The 18999-nt window shown below is 60.1% G+C and carries 19 protein-coding genes; 10 read left to right on the top strand and 9 right to left on the bottom strand.

The features are described 5' to 3' along the window. The first annotated feature begins 38 nt into the window (after positions 1-38). Complete coding sequence (locus AC1DXW_RS25000) at positions 39-467, top strand: hypothetical protein (protein ID WP_477757226.1); 429 nt, start codon at positions 39-41, stop codon at positions 465-467. Between the two features lie 129 nt (positions 468-596). Here the strand turns inward: AC1DXW_RS25000 and AC1DXW_RS25005 are convergent, their stop codons facing one another. Beyond that, entirely contained in the window at positions 597-1709 is a 1113-nt protein-coding gene (locus AC1DXW_RS25005; protein ID WP_477756794.1) for an enoyl-CoA hydratase/isomerase family protein, read from the bottom strand. 132 nt (positions 1710-1841) lie between these two features. Between AC1DXW_RS25005 and ung the strand changes: the two genes are divergently transcribed. Beyond that, a complete protein-coding gene (gene ung / locus AC1DXW_RS25010) occupies positions 1842-2534 on the top strand; it encodes a uracil-DNA glycosylase (protein ID WP_477756793.1) in 693 nt (230 codons plus the stop codon). Between the two features lie 102 nt (positions 2535-2636). Here the strand turns inward: ung and AC1DXW_RS25015 are convergent, their stop codons facing one another. Genes AC1DXW_RS25015 through AC1DXW_RS25035 form a run of 5 tightly spaced genes read right to left on the bottom strand, consistent with a single transcriptional unit; the run spans position 2637 to position 8009 of the window. Beyond that, positions 2637-3677, bottom strand: coding sequence for an AbrB family transcriptional regulator (locus AC1DXW_RS25015; protein WP_477760578.1), 1041 nt, complete (start codon positions 3675-3677; stop codon positions 2637-2639). Next, the gene (locus AC1DXW_RS25020) at positions 3670-5184 is read right to left on the bottom strand and encodes a tripartite tricarboxylate transporter permease (protein ID WP_477756855.1); all 1515 of its coding nucleotides are present in this window, start codon (positions 5182-5184) and stop codon (positions 3670-3672) included. The genes AC1DXW_RS25015 and AC1DXW_RS25020 overlap by 8 nt, the downstream gene beginning before the upstream one ends. Position 5185: 1 nt before the next feature. Then, positions 5186-5644 (bottom strand): tripartite tricarboxylate transporter TctB family protein, encoded by a 459-nt coding sequence (locus AC1DXW_RS25025; protein WP_046041541.1) that lies wholly within the window; start codon positions 5642-5644, stop codon positions 5186-5188. A 58-nt stretch (positions 5645-5702) separates the two neighbouring features. Continuing rightward, entirely contained in the window at positions 5703-6680 is a 978-nt protein-coding gene (locus AC1DXW_RS25030; protein WP_477755586.1) for a Bug family tripartite tricarboxylate transporter substrate binding protein, read from the bottom strand. Positions 6681-6719: 39 nt separating this feature from the next. Beyond that, the gene (locus tag AC1DXW_RS25035) at positions 6720-8009 is read right to left on the bottom strand and encodes an OprD family porin (RefSeq protein ID WP_477755587.1); all 1290 of its coding nucleotides are present in this window, start codon (positions 8007-8009) and stop codon (positions 6720-6722) included. 237 nt (positions 8010-8246) lie between these two features. Between AC1DXW_RS25035 and AC1DXW_RS25040 the strand changes: the two genes are divergently transcribed. Then, a complete protein-coding gene (locus AC1DXW_RS25040) occupies positions 8247-8918 on the top strand; it encodes a response regulator (RefSeq protein WP_007979804.1) in 672 nt (223 codons plus the stop codon). Continuing rightward, positions 8911-10299, top strand: a complete 1389-nt coding sequence (locus AC1DXW_RS25045) for a sensor histidine kinase N-terminal domain-containing protein (RefSeq protein WP_477755588.1) — start codon at positions 8911-8913, stop codon at positions 10297-10299. Before AC1DXW_RS25040 ends, AC1DXW_RS25045 begins: the two co-directional genes overlap by 8 nt. Before the next feature lie 128 nt (positions 10300-10427). Here the strand turns inward: AC1DXW_RS25045 and AC1DXW_RS25050 are convergent, their stop codons facing one another. After that, a complete protein-coding gene (locus AC1DXW_RS25050) occupies positions 10428-11249 on the bottom strand; it encodes an HDOD domain-containing protein (RefSeq protein ID WP_477755589.1) in 822 nt (273 codons plus the stop codon). Positions 11250-11283: 34 nt separating this feature from the next. Beyond that, positions 11284-12225 (bottom strand): CAF17-like 4Fe-4S cluster assembly/insertion protein YgfZ, encoded by a 942-nt coding sequence (gene ygfZ / locus AC1DXW_RS25055; RefSeq protein ID WP_477755590.1) that lies wholly within the window; start codon positions 12223-12225, stop codon positions 11284-11286. Positions 12226-12374: 149 nt separating this feature from the next. On the opposite strand from ygfZ, the gene AC1DXW_RS25060 reads away from it, so the two are divergent. Together AC1DXW_RS25060 and AC1DXW_RS25065 are read left to right on the top strand one after the other, a co-directional pair. Next, positions 12375-12629 (top strand): FAD assembly factor SdhE, encoded by a 255-nt coding sequence (locus AC1DXW_RS25060; protein ID WP_477755591.1) that lies wholly within the window; start codon positions 12375-12377, stop codon positions 12627-12629. Continuing rightward, positions 12613-13065, top strand: coding sequence for a protein YgfX (locus AC1DXW_RS25065; protein WP_477755592.1), 453 nt, complete (start codon positions 12613-12615; stop codon positions 13063-13065). Before AC1DXW_RS25060 ends, AC1DXW_RS25065 begins: the two co-directional genes overlap by 17 nt. On the opposite strand, the gene nadB is transcribed toward AC1DXW_RS25065, so the two are convergent. Next, a complete protein-coding gene (gene nadB / locus AC1DXW_RS25070; protein WP_477760579.1) occupies positions 13034-14650 on the bottom strand; it encodes an L-aspartate oxidase in 1617 nt (538 codons plus the stop codon). The genes AC1DXW_RS25065 and nadB overlap by 32 nt on opposite strands. A 552-nt stretch (positions 14651-15202) precedes the next feature. Between nadB and rpoE the strand changes: the two genes are divergently transcribed. The 4 genes from rpoE to AC1DXW_RS25090 all read left to right on the top strand — a co-directional run bounded on the left by rpoE (position 15203) and on the right by AC1DXW_RS25090 (position 18974). Beyond that, complete coding sequence (rpoE, locus tag AC1DXW_RS25075; protein WP_003172477.1) at positions 15203-15784, top strand: RNA polymerase sigma factor RpoE/AlgU; 582 nt, start codon at positions 15203-15205, stop codon at positions 15782-15784. 31 nt (positions 15785-15815) lie between these two features. Continuing rightward, complete coding sequence (locus AC1DXW_RS25080; protein ID WP_477756735.1) at positions 15816-16403, top strand: sigma-E factor negative regulatory protein; 588 nt, start codon at positions 15816-15818, stop codon at positions 16401-16403. A gap of 8 nt (positions 16404-16411) precedes the next feature. Further along, a complete protein-coding gene (locus AC1DXW_RS25085; protein WP_477756736.1) occupies positions 16412-17371 on the top strand; it encodes a MucB/RseB C-terminal domain-containing protein in 960 nt (319 codons plus the stop codon). Between the two features lie 178 nt (positions 17372-17549). Continuing rightward, the gene (locus tag AC1DXW_RS25090) at positions 17550-18974 is read left to right on the top strand and encodes a DegQ family serine endoprotease (protein ID WP_477760580.1); all 1425 of its coding nucleotides are present in this window, start codon (positions 17550-17552) and stop codon (positions 18972-18974) included. The last annotated feature ends 25 nt before the right edge of the window (positions 18975-18999 follow it).

Below are 18999 nucleotides of genomic sequence, written 5' to 3' on the forward strand. Positions count from 1 at the left end.
GTCGCTGGCGTGGCTCATTCGCGGTCCAGGAGGCCGCCATGCTCTGTCAAAAAAAGCTGCGCCGAACTCTTCTGCTTGCTGTGTTGGGATTGTCCCTTGGTGGGTGCGTGCCTTACTACGACGAAGGAGGCAGTTACTACAGTTCCGAAGTCTATACCTCGCCTACGCCAACCCATTACGCCGAGGGGGGGGCCTACTATTCCAATGGTTACTACACACCGTCGCCTCGGTATTACATGCCGCCAGCGCGGTATTACCAGCCGACGCCGCGCTATTACTCGCAGCCGCGGATGTATCAACCGTCCCCACGCTATTACCAGCCATATCGGGGCGATTACCGGATGCATCAGAACCATGGCTGGGACGGCCGCAACCGCGGGGGCTGGAACAATGACTATCGAGGCCGCGACTGGCGCGACCATCGTGGCGGACGTGGCGATCACAACTGGCGGGGTAATCACCGCTAATCATTCAGTCAAATACAAAACCTGTGGGAGCGAGCCTGCTCGCGATGGCGGAATGTCAGGCAACATTGATTTCGACTGACACTCCGTTTTCGCGAGCAGGCTCGCTCCCACAATTTTTATGCGCGGACTTTAGTACTCGGACAAATCCGCCAGCGGATGCCGACCTTCCCACGCCTTGTGAAAGTGCGCCTCTACCACCGCGTCCGGCACGTTATTGATATCCGGCCAGTGCCAGCGAGGCTTCTGATCCTTGTCGATCAACCGGGCACGTACGCCTTCGCTGAACTCCGGATGACGACAGCAGTTGAGGCTCAGGGTGTATTCCATCTGGAAAACTTCGGCCAGCGACAAGTGCCGGGAACGGATGATCTGCTCCCACACCAGATGAGCGGTCAGCGGCGCGCCTTCGCTCAGGGTCCTGGCTGCGCGGCTCAGCAACAGGTCGGTGTGATCGCGCAAGGCGCTGATCGCTTTCCAGGCGCAACGCACGTCGCTGACGTCCAACAGCTCGTCGATCTGCTGTCGGCGCGGCAGCCACTGGGCTTCGGGCATCTGTGCCACGGCTTCCTGCTGCAAGGCCTTGAGCAGGCTGTTGAGCTGCATGGGTGTCTGTTCCTGCCAGTTCAATTGCAACAGGCCTTCGAGCAATTCCGGCTGCTGCTCATCGAGCAGGAAACGATCGGCCAGGTCCAGGTCGATGGCATCGCGGCCGTTCATGTGCGCACCGGTCAGGCCCAGGAACAACCCGAGCTTGCCGGGCAGGCGCGACAGAAACCAACTGGCGCCAACATCCGGGTACAGGCCGATGCCGATCTCCGGCATCGCCAACCGGCTGCTCGGCGTGACGATGCGGATGCTTGCCCCTTGCAACAATCCCATGCCACCACCGAGCACATAGCCGTGGCCCCAACAGATCAACGGTTTCGGGTAGGTATGAAGTTTGAAGTCCAGGCGATATTCCGCCGCAAAAAAGTGCGCGGCCAGTAGTGGCACTTCCCCGGGTTGCTCGCGGCAGGCTTCCACCAGGCTGCGCACTTCACCCCCGGCGCAAAAAGCCTTGGCGCCATTACCGCGCAAGAGGACGCAGACGATCTGCGGGTCCTTGGCCCAGGCTTCCAGGCGGTCGCGCAGGGCGTTGATCATTGGCAGGGACAGGGCGTTCAGGGATTTTTCGGCATCCAGGCTGGCGATGCCGATGCGTGCGCCGTCGGTGCCGGTGAGTTCTTCGAAGTGCAGATTCATCGTGACCTCGATCGGGAATTTGAGGGTTAAGTATGATCGCTGTGTGGGAAAGTGCCGGATCTGCGTCAGATCAATTGACAAGCGTGATGCGCTTTCCTAGGGTTCGCCCCATTGTTTTTGCCGGATGTAACCATGACTGCTGAAGACCGTATCAAACTCGAACCGAGCTGGAAGGAGGCACTGCGTGCCGAATTCGACCAGCCCTACATGGCAGAGTTGCGAAACTTCCTGCAACAGGAGCGGGCGGCCGGCAAGGAGATCTATCCGCCGGGGCCGATGATCTTCAACGCGCTCAATTCCACGCCGCTGGACAAGGTCAAAGTGGTGATCCTCGGTCAGGATCCTTATCACGGTCCGGGACAGGCCCATGGTTTGTGCTTCTCTGTACAACCTGGAGTACCGGCGCCACCGTCGCTGGTGAACATTTACAAAGAACTCAAACGCGACCTGAACATCGACATCCCCAACCATGGCTACCTGCAGAGCTGGGCCGATCAGGGCGTGCTGATGCTCAACACCACCATGACCGTCGAGCGGGCCAACGCCAATGCGCACAAGGACAAGGGCTGGCAATTTTTCACCGATCGAATCATTGAAGTGGTCAGCCAACAACAACCGCACCTGGTGTTCATGCTGTGGGGCGCCCATGCCCAGAGCAAACAGAAGCTGATCGATGCCACCAAGCACCTGGTGTTGACCTCGGTGCACCCGTCTCCGCTGTCGGCCTATCGCGGCTTCCTCGGATGCGGGCACTTCGGTCGGACCAACAAGTTTCTGGAGCAGAATGGCGAGACGCCGATCGAGTGGCGGTTGCCGCCGGTTTGATGTGCTGACTGGGCCGGCCCCATCGCGAGCAAGCTCGCTCCCACAGGGAACACACGAACCCAGTGGGAGCGAGCTTGCTCGCGATGAAGGCGACTCGGTCCATCAGACTGAATCCGGGTTCCGGTTCCAGTACTTGAACAACGGCTCCGCCAGAAACAGCACAAACAACAACCGCATCACCTGCATCGCCGTCACCAGCGGCACCGACAGTTGCAGGGTTTCCGCCGTCAGGCTCATCTCGGCAATACCGCCGGGCATCATGCCCAAAGTCAGTGAACGCAGATCCAGATGGGTCATCGCACTCAAACCCAATGCCGCCACCGTGGCGATCAGCATGGTCAACACCGTGCCGATCAAGGTGCGCCCCATGAACGATGGCGCACGCCGGAAAAACTGCCGGTTGAAGTGACAGCCCAGACCGCTACCGATCAACCATTGACCGATCTGGCTACCGCCATTGGGCAAACCGATGTGCAGATCCCAGCCGATGCTGACTGCCGCGCTGACCAGCAACGGTCCGAACAGCCAGGGGTTGGGTTGACGCAGGCGTTCCCAGATCCAGGCCGCCAACGCTCCAGCGGGAAACAACACTGCCAGCCAGCGCCAATCGATGCTGCCGACATGGGAAATCGGCGCACCGTCGCCCAACAGATACTTGAAGGCTGCCGGTACGCACAGCACGACCACCAACACCCGCAAACTCTGCCCCGCCGCCACACGGCTGAGCACCGCACCATTGCGGGCGCCGAGGTTGACCATCTCCCCGGAACCACCGGGCATGCTGGAAAAGAACGCCGTGGCGCGATCTTCACCGGTGCGGCGCATCAGCCACACGCCGACGACCGCCGACAGGCTGGTGACCAACGCACCGAAGAAGATCAGACCGAAATGACTGAGTACCTGCTCCATCACCAGCGGGGTGAAATGCAGGCCGATACCGATACCGACGATCCACTGGCCGCACTTGCGGCCGCCAGGGATTTCCGCCAATTGCCAGGGTGTCAGGCAGCGCACGAGGATGATCGCCAGCAACGAGCCGACCATCCACGGCAAAGGCCAGCCGACCTGGCTGGCGAGGTAACCGCCCAGCAGGCCGACCAGCGGGGTTCCCCACCAGAGTTTGAAGGGGAACCGATCAGACATCGGCGATAACGCGTTGCGCGGCCGAACGTTTGCGCCAGATGCGGATGAGCGGCATCAGCAGCATGATCGCCGTCAGCACCCAGCAACCGAAGGTGATCGGGCTCGACCAGAGGATTTCCAGCGCACCGTTGGAAATCGACAGGGCGCGACGCAGGTTCTGTTCCATCAGGCCGCCGAGGATGAAACCCAGCAATACCGGCGACAGCGGGAAGTCCAGCTTGCGCAGGATATAACCGAAGATGCCGATGCCGATCATCAGGAACAGGTCGAACGTTGTCGCGTGCACCGCGTAGACACCAATCCCGGTAATGATCGCGATCACCGGCACCAGTGCCCAGTTCGGCACGGCGAGGATGCGGGTAAAGATGCGGATCATCGGGATGTTGAGGATCACCAGCATCACGTTGGCGATGAACAACGAAGCGATCAGGCCCCAGACGATGTCCGGTTGCTGTTGGAACAGCAGCGGGCCCGGAGTGATGTTGTACAGCGACAGGGCGCCGATCATCACCGCCGTGGTGCCCGAACCTGGAACGCCGAGGGTCAGCATCGGCACCAGCGCACCGCAGGCCGCGCCGCCGATGGCGGTTTCCGGGGCGGCGAGGCCGCGCATGTCACCTTGACCGAATTTGCCGCCAGTACCGGCGATGCGTTTTTCGGTCATGTAGGCCACGGCACTGGCCAGGGTCGCACCGGCACCCGGCAACACGCCCATGATGAAACCCAGTACGCCGCAACGGATGTTCACCACGAACACCGACGCCGCTTCCTTGAAGTTGAACATCATCCGGCCTGTGGCTTTCACCGCTTCCTGGCCGTGATGGGTTTTTTCCAGCAGCAGAAGGATTTCGCTGATGGAGAACAGACCGAGCACCAGCACGACGAACTGGATGCCGTCAGTCAGGTGGATGTTGTCTCCGGTGAAGCGATACACACCGCTGTTGGCGTCGATGCCGACGGTCGACAGGAACAGACCGATCAGCGCCGCGATGAACGTCTTCAGCGGACGGTCACCGGCCATGCCGCCGAGGCAGACAATCGCGAACACCATCAACACGAAATATTCCGCCGGGCCGAAGGCAATCGCCCATTTCGCCAGCAACGGAGCGAACAGCACCATGCCGCAGGTGGCGATGAAGGCACCGATGAACGAGCTCCATGCCGACAGCGACAGTGCTACACCGGCCAGGCCCTGGCGGGCCATCGGGTAACCGTCGAGGGTGGTCATCACGGTGGACGCTTCGCCCGGGATGTTCAGCAGGATCGAACTGATCCGGCCGCCGTATTCGCATCCCAGGTACACCGCCGCCAGCAGGATCAGTGCCGACTCCGGTGGCAGGCCGAGGGCGAATGCGATCGGGATCAGCAGTGCCACGCCGTTGATCGGGCCCAGGCCCGGCAACAGGCCGACCACGGTGCCGATCAGGGTGCCGCACAATGCGGTCACCAGGTTGTACGGGCTCAGCGCGACGCCGAAACCCTGACCCAAATAGCCAAGAGTATCCATATCAGTTCTCCAGAACGTCGAGCACGCCAAGCGGCAGCGGCACGTCCATCAACTTGTCGAACAGCAGGTAGAGGCCGACGGCCATCAGACTGATGATCACGATGCTTGGCACCCAGCGACCGCCATACAGACGGGCCATGGGCACACCGATCAGGATGCTGGCGACGATGAAACCCAGCGGTTCGAAAGTGCCGGCGAACACCAGCAACAGCACCACGCAGATGCCGATCTTGGTCAGGGTTTCGCGGTCCAGCGGCGGCTCGTCAGCACTGTGCTTGATCGGTGCCGGACGGAACACCATGTACAACAGTGCCGAGCCCATCAGGCCGAGCATCAGCAATGGAAAGGCCCGAGGCCCCACCGGTTCGTAGGAAAAAGCCGCTTGATACGGCCATGCCATCAGCGCCAGGCCGAGGCAGACCAGCAACAGCACCGAAGCAAAAATGCGTTGTAAGAGCATGGGGAACTCCTGTGCCGCGACTCCGCCAAACGGAGCCGCGGCCGCTAGACAGAGGCGATCACTGGATCAGGCCGAACTCTTTGGCCAGCACTTTGTAGTCCGCAACCTGCTTCTTCACGTAGGTGTCCAGCTCCGGGCCGGTCATGGCGAACGGGAAGAGCTCGCGCTGATCGCGCAACTTGGCGAAGTCTTCGGAAGCCAGCAGTTTGTCGAAGGCCGCTTTCCACCAGGCGTAGTCTTCGTCGCTGACTTTTGGCCCGAGGTAGAAGCCGCGCACCACCGGCCAGACGATGTCGTAGCCTTGCTCGCGGGCTGTCGGGATGTCCTTCATTTCCGGCTCGTCCAGACGTTTGTCGGAGAACACCGCCAGCAGGCGCATGTCGCCGCTCAGGATGTGCGGCATGGAGTCGGAGATGTCGGTGCTGCCGACCTGGATGTGCCCACCGAGCAGGGCGGTGGCAATCTCGCCGCCACCTTCGAGGGCGACGTAACGCAGGTCACGCGGGTTGATTCCGGCGGCCTTGGCGATCAGCGCGGTTTGCATCCAGTCCTGACTGCCGACGGTGCCGCCGGAACCGATCACCACTTTGCTCGGATCTTTCTTCAGTGCCTGGACCAGATCGTCGAGGTTCTTGTAAGGCGAATCGCTTTTCACCGCGATGGCGCCATAGCTGGTGCCAACGGCAGCGAGCCAGCGAACGTTGGTTTCATCGAAACGACCGAATTTGCCTTGGGCCAGGTTCAGCAGCGAACCGCTGGACCAGGCCACCAGGGTGCCAGCATCGGCCGGACGTTGGGCGACCACCGCGTTGTACGCCACCGCGCCGACACCACCGGGCATGTAGGTCACGCGCATCGGCTTGGTCAGCAGTTTTTCGTTGACCAGCGCGCTTTGCGCCAGTTTGCAGGTCAGGTCGAAACCACCGCCGGGCGAGGCCGGGGCGATGCATTCCGGACGTTTGGGTTCGGCAAGCGCTTGGCCGGTGAACAGCAGGACGCTGGCGGCGAGGGCTAGTTTACGCATTGACAGGTTCATTCAAGTCTCCTTGGGAGTTGTTGTTATTGACGTACTGAATTACCAGAGGGCAACGCTATAGCTCACCAGCAGACGCACTTCATCGGCATCGCGAGCGGAGTAGTTGGAACGGTAGGTGGCATTGCGCAGACGCACGGCGACATCCTTGAGCGCGCCGCTTTGTACAACATATTTAATCTCGCTGTTGCGTTCCCATTCTTTACCTTCGTCTCCGTTCTTGAGCTTGATGTTGTCACCGCTTACGTAACGGCTCATGAAAGTCAGGCCGGGGACGCCGAGGGTGACGAAGTCGAAGTCATAACGCGCTTGCCAGGAGCGTTCTTCGGCCCCGGCAAAGTCGTTGATCTGCACGAAGTTCACCAGGTACGGGTCGGCGCCATCCACATACGGGAACGCGCTGTCGCCGGACATGTGCTGGTAGCCCGCGCTGAACTTGTGCCCGCTCAAGGCGTAACTCACCAGACCGTTGAGGGATTTGTTGTCGATCTTGCCACCACGGGCCTCGCCCTGGTCGTCACTGATGGCAAACCGCAGATCAGTGCCAAAGGTGCCGGGGCCGAATGGCTGCGAGGCGATCAAGCCGAGGAAATGCTGGTTGTAGACTTCATCGAGTTGCGCGAAGTGGTAGCTGCCGGTGATCTTGTCGGTGAGCTTGTAGTCCAGGCCGCCAAAATCAAAGTGCTTGCCGGCCACGGTGCCAGCGAAACGGCTGTTCTTGTTGTTGAGGGCAATGTCCTCGAAGTTGGTGCTGTCGCGGTCCTTGGCTTTGTCCAGACGACCGCCGGTAAAGGTCAGGTTCTTGATCTCTTTGGAGGTCAGCATGCCGCCTTCAAAGGTCTGCGGCAGGATGCGCCCGTCGTTGGGCTTGAGGATCGGCAGTTCCGGAATCAGGGTGCCGATCTTCAGCTCGCTGGCGGAGATTTTCACTTTGCCGGTCAGGCCGAGCTTGGAGTATTCATCGACGGCTCGCCCATCGTCGGTCGGCAGCAGGCCGGTACCGGTGCGGTCAGGGCTTGAATCGAGCTTGACCCCCAACATGCCCAGCGCATCGACACCGAACCCCACGGTGCCGTCGGTGTAGCCTGATTTCAGATTGAGCATGAAACCCTGGGCCCACTCGTCACGCTTGGACTGTTGGGCACTGGTACCGTCGCGATAATCGCGATTGAAGTACATGTTGCGGGTTTCGAAAGTCGCCGAGCTGTCGTCGAAGAATGCGGCCTGGCTCAACGGTGAAAAGCCGGCAAGGGCGGCAGCGCTGGCAAGCACAGTGTGGCCGAAACGGGAGAGGCGGGCAGGCGCGATAGCCTGGGTCTGCAGGGACTGCATGGATGAGTTACTCCGTTTATTGTTCTTATTTGTCGAAAACGCTTCGAGGCGTTTTTCGTATCGCTGTGTGGCTGCAGCGACGGCAGTCGAAACTGTCCGTGGCTGGACTGTAACGGGCTAACCTTTCGCTAAGCTTTCAGCTGACTTTCACGGTTTTCGGGCTTCACAGCGGCGGTTGCGGCTGTAAACTTCGCGCCAGAGAATGGCGTCGACCATCCCGGAATGAGGTAAAGATCCATGCGTGTCCTGCTCGTCGAAGACCATTTGCAGCTCGCCGAAAGTGTCGCCCAGGCGCTCAAGAGCACCGGGCTGACCGTGGACGTTCTGCACGATGGCGTGGCAGCCGACCTGGCGCTGGGCAGCGAGGAATACGCCATGGCGATCCTCGACGTCGGCTTGCCGCGCATGGATGGTTTCGAAGTGCTGGCGCGTTTGCGGGCGCGGGGCAAGAACCTGCCGGTGTTGATGCTGACCGCCCGCAGCGACGTCAAGGATCGGGTCCACGGCCTGAACCTCGGCGCCGACGACTACCTGGCCAAACCGTTCGAACTGACCGAGCTCGAAGCCCGGGTCAAAGCCTTGTTGCGCCGCAGTGTGCTGGGCGGTGAACGCATTCAGCGTTGCGGTGTGCTGGCCTATGACCTGGAAACCCGGCGTTTCACCCTCGGTGAAGAATTGCTGACCCTGACCTCCCGCGAACAGGCCGTACTCGAAGCCCTGATCGCGCGCCCCGGTCGGGTGATGAGCAAGGAGCAACTGGCTTCTCAAGTATTCGGCCTCGATGAAGAGGCCAGCCCCGATGCGATCGAAATCTACGTGCACCGCCTGCGCAAGAAGCTCGACGGCCAGCCGGTCGCTATCGTGACCTTCCGCGGCCTCGGTTACTTGCTGGAAAGCCGCGATGCATAAGCCCAGCAGCCTGCGCTGGCGGTTGCTGTGGAACCTGGCGCTGTTGCTGGTTGTATTGATGCTGGCCAGTGGTTTGAGCGCCTACTGGAACGGGCGCGAAGCCGCCGACACGGCCTATGACCGGACCCTGCTGGCCTCGGCGCGAACGATCGCCGCCGGCGTCTCCCAGCGCGACGGCACCTTGAGTGCCGACGTGCCCTACGTGGCCCTCGATACCTTTGCCTACGACAGTGCCGGGCGAATTTTCTACCTGGTCAACGACATCAATCAGAAGCTGATTTCCGGTTATGAAAACCTGCCCGCGCCACCGCCGGGAACGCCGCGCACCGATGACTATCCGGCGCTGGCACGCTTCTACAACGCCCAGTATCGCGGGCAGAACGTGCGTGTGGTGAGCCTGCTCAAACCCGTGAGCGAGCCGAACATGAACGGCATGGCGGAAATTCGCGTAGCGGAAACCGATGAAGCGCGGGTGAGCATGGCCCGCAGTCTGGCGACAGATACTTTGCTGCGCCTGGGCATGCTGGCGGGTGGGGCCTTGATGTTGGTGTGGTTCGCGGTGAGTGCCGCGTTGCGCCCGCTGGAGCGCTTGCGCACAGCGGTGGAAGAGCGCCAGCCGGACGATCTGCGCCCCTTGCCGTTGGTGGAAGTGCAGCGCGAATTATGGCCACTGGTGCGCGCGCTCAATCACTTTACCGAGCGCTTGCGCGGGCAGTTCGAGAAACAGGCGCAGTTCATTGCCGATGCCGCCCACGAACTGCGTACGCCATTGGCAGCACTCAAGGCGCGACTGGAACTGGGCATGCGCTCGGCCGAGCCCGATACCTGGCGCAGTACTTTGGAGACCGCCGCCCAGGGCACTGATCGCTTGACCCATCTGGCCAATCAGTTGCTGTCCCTGGCACGGGTTGAAAATGGCGCCCGGGCGATTGCCGAGGGTGGCGCGCAGTTACTCGACCTCAGTCAGTTGGCTCGGGACCTGGGCATGGCCATGGCGCCGCTGGCCCACAAGCGCGGCATCGCGCTGGCGCTGGAAGCGGATGAACCCGTCTGGTTGCGGGGCGAGCCGACATTATTGAACGAACTGCTGAGCAATCTGGTGGATAACGCACTGGCTCACACGCCACCGGGTGGCAACGTGATTTTGCGCGTCTCGGCGCCCGCAGTGCTGGAAGTCGAAGATGATGGCCCCGGCATTCCTCTTGAGGAGCGCGATCGGGTATTCGAGCGCTTTTACCGACGCAATCAGCAAGTGGCCGGTTCAGGGTTGGGGTTGGCGATTGTCGGTGAGATCTGCCGCGCGCATCTGGCGCAGATCAGCCTGCATGACGGTGAGCACGCAGGGTTGAAGGTGCGGGTGAGTTTTGTCGCCGGAGAGTGATGGGGCTTGTTCTGGCCCCATCGTCGGAACGCCGCCCGGAGCAGGCTCGCTCCCACATTGGATCTATGCAGCACCACAAATCCCTGTGGGAGCGAGCCTGCTCGCGAAGGGGGCGGCGCGGTTTTGGGTCAGTAAAACATCGTGCGTGTTTCTTCCAGGTCGGCGCACATCGTCTCGTCGTCAAAGTCGATTCCGAGTGCCTTGTAGGCCGGTACATTCAACGCATCGGCACGGGCGAGCGGGTGGTCGGTGTCCTGCAGGCAATACAGGCTGGCCACCTGCACCAGATCCACATAGTCGACCTGCGCAGACTGGCGCTTGAAGTTCAGGTATAGCTGCGGCACTTGCACCAGCATGTCGGGAAATTCCCAGACCCTGAGCAGTTTTTCGCCGATCAGCGGATGAATCTGGTCGATCACATGGTTGAGGCTGACCGGGTCGGACAGCAGCTCATAGTGATCTTCGGCGTAGGTCAGGATCGGCAGCACGCCGATCTGATGCACCAGCCCGCCAAGGGCCGCCTGATCGGGCTTGAGTCGGGTATGGCTGCGGCACAGGGCGTAGCTGACACCGGCGATTTCCAGGCTTCTACGCCAGACATCGCGCATCTTCTGTTCCACCACGTCGGAGCGGGCATGGAAAATCTGCTCCATGACCAGGCCGATCGCCAGGTTACAGCTGTAGTTGATGCCCAGGCGGGTGATCGCGGTATGCAGATCGGTCACTTCCTGGGTCGCGCGCAACAGTGGGCTGTTGACCACTTTGATCAGGCGTGCCGACAGCGCGGTATCACGGCCGATCACTTTGCTCAGGGTACTGACGCTGACTTCCGGGTTTTCCGCGGCCTTGCGAATCTGCAGAGCCACTTCCGGTAACGTTGGCAGAACCAGGTCATCGTTATTGATGGCCTCAACCAAATCCTTTTGGACCTTTTCCGCCAGTTCGCTCATTTAGTCTCTCTAGGTGTCGCGCCAAGTGCTGCCGTTATTGCTGGATTTCGCGATCGCGGTCCAGTTCATAAGGCAGGTCGAGCAGCTGCAGGGACGGCCCTTCGAGCGCGCCCAGGTGGATGTCCCCACTGTCTGCTGCTTCGGCTTGCAACACCGCCAGGAGTTCAATGTTTTGCTCGGCGCGGGCAGCCAGCACCACTTCGCCGATGGAGCTGCCGTGGGTTGGGGAAAACAGCGCGGTACCCGGTTCAGGCAACTCGCTGGCAGCCAGTTGCAGGCGATACAAGCGGCGCTTGAGTTTGCCCAGGTACTGCATGCGCGCGACGATTTCCTGCCCGGTGTAGCAACCTTTCTTGAAACTCACGCCACCGACCGCTTGCAGGTTGAGCATCTGCGGGATGAACAATTCGCGGGTACCCGGCATGACCTGGCCGATCCCTGCGCGGACCTGGCCCAGCAGCCATTGATTCAGATCGCCTTCGCTCAGCACCGCCGACAGCTTGCCTTTGACCGCATCGGCTTGACTGGCGGCGACCCACAGCTCGGCTCGGTCAGGCGAGACACGGATGGCGATCAGCCCATCGTTGCGCACGACGCTGTCGGTTTCTGCCAGCAGGTCCAGACCGAGGCTGACCAGCGCGGCGTCGCCAAGGTCAACGCCGAAGCGGACCCAGGCGGCACTTTCGTCGGTCAGTTTCGACTTGGAAAACACCGCGTATTTTTTCAGGTCCGCCAGTTGCGGCTCGAGCAATTCGGTGGCCATGGCCAAGACCACGCCGTCACCGTCGAGCAGGATACGGAAACTCGATTGCATCCGGCCTTTTTGCGTGCAGCGGGCACCGAGGCTGGCCCGGGAATCGCTCAGGTAGTTGAGGTTGCAGGTCAATTGGCCTTGCAGGAATTTGCTGGCGTCCGCGCCGCGGACCGCGAGAACACCTTCATGAGAAAGCGTGCAGAAAAAAGCAGAATCGGCCATGGGTCATCGCAGGGTAAAGAGTCTGGCGGACATCATAAGGGGGCGCCTTCGAAATGGGTAGTTCACAAAGGATCATCGGTGCCCGACCAAAGCCGACTGTTCGACGGGGCGCGGGCCTGTATACTTGCGGCCTATTTGAGGAGCGCTCCATGGTCGAAGATGTTGAACTGAACCGCCTCTACTGGCACAGCCGCCGCGGCATGCTTGAGCTTGACGTGTTGCTGGTGCCGTTTGTGAAAGAGGTTTACCCGCACCTCAGCGAGGTTGATCGCGCCTGCTACGTCAGGTTGCTCGAATGCGAAGATCAGGACATGTTCGGCTGGTTCATGGAACGCAGCGAATCCGAGGATCCTGAACTGCAACGCATGGTTCGCATGATCCTGGACCGTGTCCAGCCCAAGTAATTCGTTCGAATGCCGCTGGCATGCCTCACGGCAGTTGCTGGCGGCGTATCTTCTGGCCCAGCTGTTCGCATTGGGTTCGTTGTTTTTACTGTCAATTCCGCTCTGGGCCAGCGCGCTCGGCGCCGTGCTGTGCGTGGCTCACGGAGTCTGGTTGTTACCTCGGCAAATCCTGCTGACCCACCCGCAGGCCTTTTGCGGCTTGCGCCGCGATGCCGATGGCTGGCAGTTGTGGAGTCGGGCCAAGGGTTGGCAGCCCGTGCAACTGAGACCGGACAGCCTGGCGCTACCGTTGGTGGTGGTACTGCGTTTCCGACTACGTGGTGAGCGCCGGGTCCGGGCCATTTGCGTGCCCCGGGATGCGCAGGCGGCGGATGTGCACCGACGCCTGCGGGTCCGGCTCAAGTTCAGCCGACGTAGGTGGGCGGCACCAGAATAGTGTCCAGCGCGACCGGCAGCAGGTTCGGGTAGTCGAGGGTGTAATGCAGGCCACGGCTTTCCTTGCGCTCCATGGCTGACAGAATCATCAGCTCGGCCACTTGGGCCAGGTTGCGCAGCTCGATCAAATCCCGGCTGACCTTGTAGTTACTGTAGAACTCGTCGATTTCATCCAGCAACAGTCGCACGCGGTGTTGCGCCCGTTGCAGACGCTTGTTGGTGCGCACGATGCCAACGTAGTCCCACATGAAGCGCCGCAATTCATCCCAGTTGTGCGCAATGATCACGTCTTCATCGGAATCGGTGACCTGGCTCGCATCCCAGGCGGGAAGGGGGACTGGCATCGGAATCCGGGGCAGCTGTTCAAGAATGTCCGCGGCCGCCGAGCGAGCATAAACGAAACATTCCAGCAGCGAGTTGCTGGCCATGCGGTTGGCGCCGTGCAGGCCGGTGAAACTGGTTTCGCCAATGGCATACAGACCCGGCACGTCGGTGCGGCCCTGTTGATCGACCATCACACCACCACAGGTGTAGTGCGCTGCCGGGACCACCGGAATCGGTTGCTTGGTGATGTCGATGGAAAATTCCAGGCAGCGTTCGTACACCGTCGGGAAGTGCGTCTTGATGAAGGCTTCGGGCTTGTGGCTGATGTCCAGATAGACGCAATCGATACCCAAGCGCTTCATTTCATGGTCGATGGCCCGGGCGACGATGTCCCGTGGTGCCAACTCGGCCCGAGGATCGAAGCGCTGCATGAAGCGCTCACCGTTGGGCAACTTCAGGTGGGCACCTTCGCCTCGCAGGGCTTCAGTAACCAGGAAGCTCTTGGCTTGCGGGTGATACAGGCAAGTAGGGTGGAACTGGTTGAATTCCAGGTTCGCCACCCGGCAGCCCGAGCGCCAGGCCATGGCGATGCCATCGCCGCAGGCGCCGTCAGGGTTACTGGTGTACAGGTAAACCTTGGCCGCACCACCGGAGGCGAGGATCACAAAGCGGGCGCCGTAGGTGTCGACTTCGCCGGTGCCGCGATTGAGCACATAAGCGCCGAGGCAGCGATCACCTTCCAGGCCCAGGCGTTTCTCCGTGATCAGGTCAACCGCCACCCGCTGTTCCAGCAGTTCGATGTTCGGCCGTTTCCTGGCCTGGTCGAGCAGGGTTGTGAAAATGGCTGCACCGGTGGCATCGGCGGCGTGGATGATGCGCCGATGGCTGTGACCGCCCTCGCGGGTCAGGTGGAACTCGAACCCGCCATCTTCGTTACCCGACTGTTCATCGCGGGTAAAGGGTACGCCCTGGTCGATCAGCCACTGAATGGCTTCCCTGCTGTGCTCGACAGTAAAGCGCACGGCGTCCTCATGGCACAGGCCGCCGCCGGCATTGAGCGTGTCATCGACATGGGATTCAACGGTATCGGTGTCATCCAGCACGGCCGCAACGCCGCCCTGGGCCCAGAAAGTCGAGCCATTGGCGAGGTTGCCCTTGCTCAGTACGGCAATGCGCAAATGACCGGGCAAGGTCAGCGCAAGGCTCAAGCCGGCAGCACCGCTGCCAATTACCAGAACATCGTGTTGAAACTGTTGGCTCATTTCAGGATTCCGCTCAAAGCGACCCGGGTCGGGGGTGGCGCAACTGGACTGTCGAGTCAAGGCAGCCGCACAGCCCACTAGTATATAGAGGGGGGGAGCGGCACAATACCCGAGCTGGCATGGCATTGTGAAACTACCGTGACGCAAAACATCGGTCGCTTCGTCGGATGTTTTTCTGCCCGTTGGGCGCGAGAATGACTGTATCGCCGATTTAACAGTCTTTTTCCCTTCACGGTTGCACAATGTCAGGTCGGCGCGGCTATAAATATTTGGAACTTTTGCCAAAGGGCCAAGATCAATAGACGGTTGCCTGAAACAAGGGACAGTGTCGGCTTCAGTGGAGGATCGCAGTGCGATCCTTGCCGAAGAATCCGATGACAAGATTATCCGCGCAGCCGGGTCAACTCGTGCTGCGCTTTTCGTGCGTGCCAAATCAGAGCCCGCAGGAAACTTGCCTGGAGGGGGAGAACTTTTGCGAAAAGCCCGAGTCTATGTTTGCAAGTCTGGTGGTTTACTTCTGCAAGCCTCCTCCGAGCTCATCGAGGAGTGTTCATGCTAACCCAGGAAGAGGATCAGCAACTGGTCGAGCGCGTTCAGCGCGGCGACAAGCGTGCTTTCGATCTGCTAGTGCTGAAATACCAGCACAAAATTCTCGGGTTGATCGTGCGTTTCGTGCACGACACCCATGAAGCCCAGGATGTGGCACAAGAAGCCTTTATCAAGGCATACCGTGCACTTGGAAATTTTCGCGGAGACAGCGCGTTTTATACGTGGCTTTACCGCATCGCCATCAACACGGCGAAAAACTATCTGGTTTCACGCGGCCGTCGGCCGCCGGATAGCGATGTCAGTTCCGAGGATGCAGAGTTCTACGATGGCGATCATGGCCTCAAGGATCTCGAGTCGCCAGAACGGGCTTTGCTGCGGGATGAGATCGAGGGCACCGTCCATCGAACCATTCAGCAACTGCCGGAAGATTTGCGTACGGCTTTAACTTTACGTGAGTTTGATGGTCTGAGTTACGAGGACATTGCGAGCGTCATGCAATGTCCGGTAGGCACCGTGCGCTCCCGGATCTTCCGCGCCCGGGAGGCCATCGACAAAGCCCTGCAGCCGTTGTTGCAGGAAAACTAAAGACAGCGGCGACAGCCAAGAGAGGAACGCCATGAGTCGTGAAGCCCTGCAGGAATCGCTGTCCGCAGTGATGGATAACGAAGCGGACGAATTGGAATTGCGTCGGGTATTGAATGCCTGCGACGATGTTGAAACCCGTGAAACATGGGCTCGTTATCAGATCGCTCGGGCAGTGATGCACAAGGATCTGCTGCTCCCACGTCTGGACATCGCTGCGGCTGTTTCTGCTGCCCTGGCTGACGAAGCCGTACCGGCAAAACCTTCCCGTGGTCCATGGCGCAGCCTGGGTCGTCTGGCGGTCGCAGCTTCCGTGACCCTGGCGGTGCTGGCCGGTGTGCGTCTGTACAACCAGGATGAGATCGCCGGCGTCGAACTGGCCCAGCAATCCAATCAACCCGGACTGGCCGTTCCTCAAGTAAAAGGCCCTGCTGTTCTGGCAGGCTACAATGAGAGTTCGCAAGCTACCGGCCCAATGGCCAATGGCGTTTTGCAAGGTCAGCCAGGCTGGCACGACCAGCGTCTGCCAGGTTACTTGCGCCAACATGCACAACAGGCTGCATTGAAAGGCACTGAGAGCGCTCTGCCTTACGCTCGTGCCGCAAGTCTGGAAAACCGTTAAGGAGGATCATGCGCGCCATACCTCTACTTTCGCTTCTGTTCAGCGGCTGGTTCATTGTTCCAGCCCAAGCCGATGATGCCCAGGACTGGTTGAGCCGCCTGGGTCAGGCAGAGCAACAGCAAAGCTTTCAGGGTACTTTCGTCTACGAGCGTAACGGTAGTTTTTCTACCCATAACATCTGGCACCGCGTCCAGGATGGAAAGGTCCGCGAGCGATTGATCCAGCTCGACGGTTCCGCTCAGGAAGTCGTTCGCATTGATGGGCAAACTCAATGCGTCAGCGGCACACTGATAGCAGGGCTTGGGGACTCACCCAACTCCGCTGCCCGTGCACTCGATCCTCAGAAGCTCAAGAACTGGTATGACCTCGCCGTCATCGGCAAGTCGCGCGTCGCCGGGCGTTCGGCGGTGATCGTATCGCTGACACCCCGTGATCAACACCGCTACGGTTTTGAACTGCATCTGGATAAAGAAACCGGCCTGCCTCTGAAGTCTTTGCTATTGGACGACAAGGGGCGGTTGTTGGAGCGCTTCCAGTTCACACAACTGGATACCGCTGACGTTCCTTCCGAAAAAGACCTGCAGGCCAGTAATGATTGCAAGCCAGTCAATCTCGAAAGTGACAAGGCTTCTGCCGTCAAGTCTGCCCAGGTCTGGCGTTCCGACTGGTTGCCGCCCGGCTTCGAGTTGACCAGCAGCACCGCTCGCAAGGATCCGGAGACCAAAACCCAGGTCAATAGCCTGATGTATGACGATGGTCTGACGCGCTTTTCGGTATTCCTCGAACCGTTGAATGGCGCAACCGTCACCGACACCCGCACTCAGTTGGGGCCGACCGTTGCGGTTTCCCGGCGCTTGAGCACGGCACAGGGTGAGATGATGGTGACCGTCGTCGGTGAGATACCGGTCGGTACCGCTGAGCGGATAGCGCTTTCGATGCGTACCGACGCCGCTGCAACCAAGCAGTGAGCTGAATTCGAAATGTTTCGTGAGCATTTCAATTTGCAAAAAACCCGTAAATTTCTTATAGGTCAGAGCCCCTCGGCTCTGGCCTTGTTTGTTGTTCCCGGAACAAAAATACCGGCGTATTGTTCCCGGTGTTCCTTGCTCCATATCGCTTAACCCTGCTCGTCGTAACGGGAGCCGTATGTCGATACCACGCTTGAAGTCTTACCTTTCCATTATTGCCACTGTGCTGGTGCTCGGTCAGGCGGTCACCGCCCAAGCGGTCGAGTTGCCTGACTTTACGCAATTGGTCGAACAGGCCTCGCCTGCAGTCGTGAACATCAGTACCACGCAAAAGCTGCCAGATCGCAAAGTCAGCCAACAAATGCCCGACCTCGAAGGCTTGCCGCCAATGTTGCGCGAATTCTTCGAACGGGGCATGCCGCCACAATCGCGCTCACCTCGCGACCGACAGCGCGAGGCAACGTCCCTGGGCTCGGGTTTCATCATCTCTACTGATGGTTATATCCTGACCAACAACCACGTGATCGCCGATGCTGACGAAATCCTCGTCCGCCTGGCTGATCGCAGCGAAATGAAAGCCAAGCTGATCGGTACCGATCCACGTTCCGACGTGGCGCTGCTGAAAATCGAAGGCAAGGATCTGCCAGTGCTCAAGCTCGGTAAATCCCAGGACCTGAAGGCTGGCCAATGGGTTGTCGCGATTGGTTCGCCATTCGGCTTTGACCACACGGTGACCCAGGGCATCGTCAGTGCCGTCGGTCGCAGTCTGCCGAACGAAAACTATGTACCGTTCATCCAGACCGACGTACCGATCAACCCGGGTAACTCGGGCGGCCCGCTGTTCAACCTGAACGGTGAGGTGGTCGGGATCAACTCGCAGATCTACACCCGCTCCGGTGGCTTCATGGGTGTGTCGTTTGCAATCCCGATCGACGTGGCCATGGATGTTTCCAATCAGCTGAAATCCGGTGGCAAGGTCAGCCGTGGCTGGCTGGGTGTCGTGATTCAGGAAGTGAGCAAGGACCTGGCCGAGTCGTTCGGTCTGGAGAAGCCGGCGGGTGCGTTGGTTGCTCAGATCCAGGATGATGGCCCGGCTGCCAAGGGTGGTCTGCAAGTCGGCGACGTGATCCTGAGCATGAACGGTCAGCCGATCGTTATGTCGGCCGACCTGCCGCACCTCGTTGGCGCATTGAAGGCTGGTGCAAAAGCCAATCTGGAAGTGATTCGTGACGGCAAGCGCAAGAATGTCGAGCTGACCGTCGGTGCAATTCCGGAAGAAGGCAAGGAGATGGGCGCCGAGCCAAAATCCAGCATCGAGCGCAGCAGCAATCGCCTCGGTGTTTCCGTGGTCGAGCTGACTGACGACCAGAAGAAAACATACGACCTCAAAGGTGGTGTGGTGATCAAGGAAGTGCAGGACGGTCCTGCCGCTCTGATCGGCTTGCAGCCGGGTGATGTGATCACCCACCTGAACAACCAGGCCATCGGTTCCACCAAGGAGTTCGCGGACATCGCCAAGGCGCTGCCAAAGAACCGCTCGGTGTCGATGCGGGTACTGCGTCAGGGTCGAGCGAGCTTCATCACCTTCAAACTGGCGGAATAACCCGGTTGTTGGTTGAATAAAAAAC

It is taken from the genome of Pseudomonas sp. P4_C4 (assembly GCF_056402055.1).

What these genes read in the sequence shown, in the direction of transcription:
- AC1DXW_RS25015 (WP_477760578.1), bottom strand. Translation starts at nt 3,677, where the DNA reads ATGTCTGATCGGTTCCCCTTCAAACTCTGGTGGGGAACCCCGCTGGTC.
- AC1DXW_RS25025 (WP_046041541.1), bottom strand. Translation starts at nt 5,644, where the DNA reads ATGCTCTTACAACGCATTTTTGCTTCGGTGCTGTTGCTGGTCTGCCTC.
- AC1DXW_RS25035 (WP_477755587.1), bottom strand. Translation starts at nt 8,009, where the DNA reads ATGCAGTCCCTGCAGACCCAGGCTATCGCGCCTGCCCGCCTCTCCCGT.
- AC1DXW_RS25090 (WP_477760580.1), top strand. Translation starts at nt 17,550, where the DNA reads ATGTCGATACCACGCTTGAAGTCTTACCTTTCCATTATTGCCACTGTG.
- AC1DXW_RS25020 (WP_477756855.1), bottom strand. Translation starts at nt 5,184, where the DNA reads ATGGATACTCTTGGCTATTTGGGTCAGGGTTTCGGCGTCGCGCTGAGC.
- rpoE (WP_003172477.1), top strand. Translation starts at nt 15,203, where the DNA reads ATGCTAACCCAGGAAGAGGATCAGCAACTGGTCGAGCGCGTTCAGCGC.
- AC1DXW_RS25050 (WP_477755589.1), bottom strand. Translation starts at nt 11,249, where the DNA reads ATGAGCGAACTGGCGGAAAAGGTCCAAAAGGATTTGGTTGAGGCCATC.
- AC1DXW_RS25060 (WP_477755591.1), top strand. Translation starts at nt 12,375, where the DNA reads ATGGTCGAAGATGTTGAACTGAACCGCCTCTACTGGCACAGCCGCCGC.
- AC1DXW_RS25045 (WP_477755588.1), top strand. Translation starts at nt 8,911, where the DNA reads ATGCATAAGCCCAGCAGCCTGCGCTGGCGGTTGCTGTGGAACCTGGCG.
- AC1DXW_RS25040 (WP_007979804.1), top strand. Translation starts at nt 8,247, where the DNA reads ATGCGTGTCCTGCTCGTCGAAGACCATTTGCAGCTCGCCGAAAGTGTC.
- AC1DXW_RS25000 (WP_477757226.1), top strand. Translation starts at nt 39, where the DNA reads ATGCTCTGTCAAAAAAAGCTGCGCCGAACTCTTCTGCTTGCTGTGTTG.
- ygfZ (WP_477755590.1), bottom strand. Translation starts at nt 12,225, where the DNA reads ATGGCCGATTCTGCTTTTTTCTGCACGCTTTCTCATGAAGGTGTTCTC.
- AC1DXW_RS25005 (WP_477756794.1), bottom strand. Translation starts at nt 1,709, where the DNA reads ATGAATCTGCACTTCGAAGAACTCACCGGCACCGACGGCGCACGCATC.
- AC1DXW_RS25030 (WP_477755586.1), bottom strand. Translation starts at nt 6,680, where the DNA reads ATGAACCTGTCAATGCGTAAACTAGCCCTCGCCGCCAGCGTCCTGCTG.
- AC1DXW_RS25085 (WP_477756736.1), top strand. Translation starts at nt 16,412, where the DNA reads ATGCGCGCCATACCTCTACTTTCGCTTCTGTTCAGCGGCTGGTTCATT.
- ung (WP_477756793.1), top strand. Translation starts at nt 1,842, where the DNA reads ATGACTGCTGAAGACCGTATCAAACTCGAACCGAGCTGGAAGGAGGCA.
- AC1DXW_RS25080 (WP_477756735.1), top strand. Translation starts at nt 15,816, where the DNA reads ATGAGTCGTGAAGCCCTGCAGGAATCGCTGTCCGCAGTGATGGATAAC.
- nadB (WP_477760579.1), bottom strand. Translation starts at nt 14,650, where the DNA reads ATGAGCCAACAGTTTCAACACGATGTTCTGGTAATTGGCAGCGGTGCT.